The organism is Streptomyces rugosispiralis (assembly GCF_024505145.1).
In the GTDB taxonomy this organism is placed as follows: domain Bacteria; phylum Actinomycetota; class Actinomycetes; order Streptomycetales; family Streptomycetaceae; genus Streptomyces; species Streptomyces rugosispiralis.
Genome location: NZ_JANIAA010000280.1, coordinates 1 through 270 on the forward strand (window position 1 = coordinate 1; position 270 = coordinate 270).

Consider the following 270-nt stretch of genomic DNA (forward strand, 5'->3'; position numbering starts at 1 on the left):
GAACGCTGTCAGGTCGTGGTTGTCGTGGGTGAGGTCGTGGAGGTGGGTGATGGCGTCGACTTTGGGGCGGAAGACGGTGTTGAGGCGGTCGGGGGTGAGTTGGGTGAGGGTGCCGTCGTCCAGGGTTCCCGCGGTGTGGATCACGGCGGTGAGGGGGTGGTCGGGCGGGATGTCGGTGAGGGTGGTGGCGAGTTGGTCTCGGTTGGCGGTGTCGCAGGCGGTGATGTGGACGGTGGCGCCGAGTTCGGTGAGTTCGGTGGCGAGGTCCGT

General features: G+C 67.4%; 1 protein-coding gene. It reads right to left on the reverse strand.

Annotated features, from left to right (window positions below):
- A partial coding sequence (locus NP777_RS47450; RefSeq protein WP_256656412.1) for a KR domain-containing protein occupies positions 1-270 on the reverse strand: 270 nt, incomplete at both ends.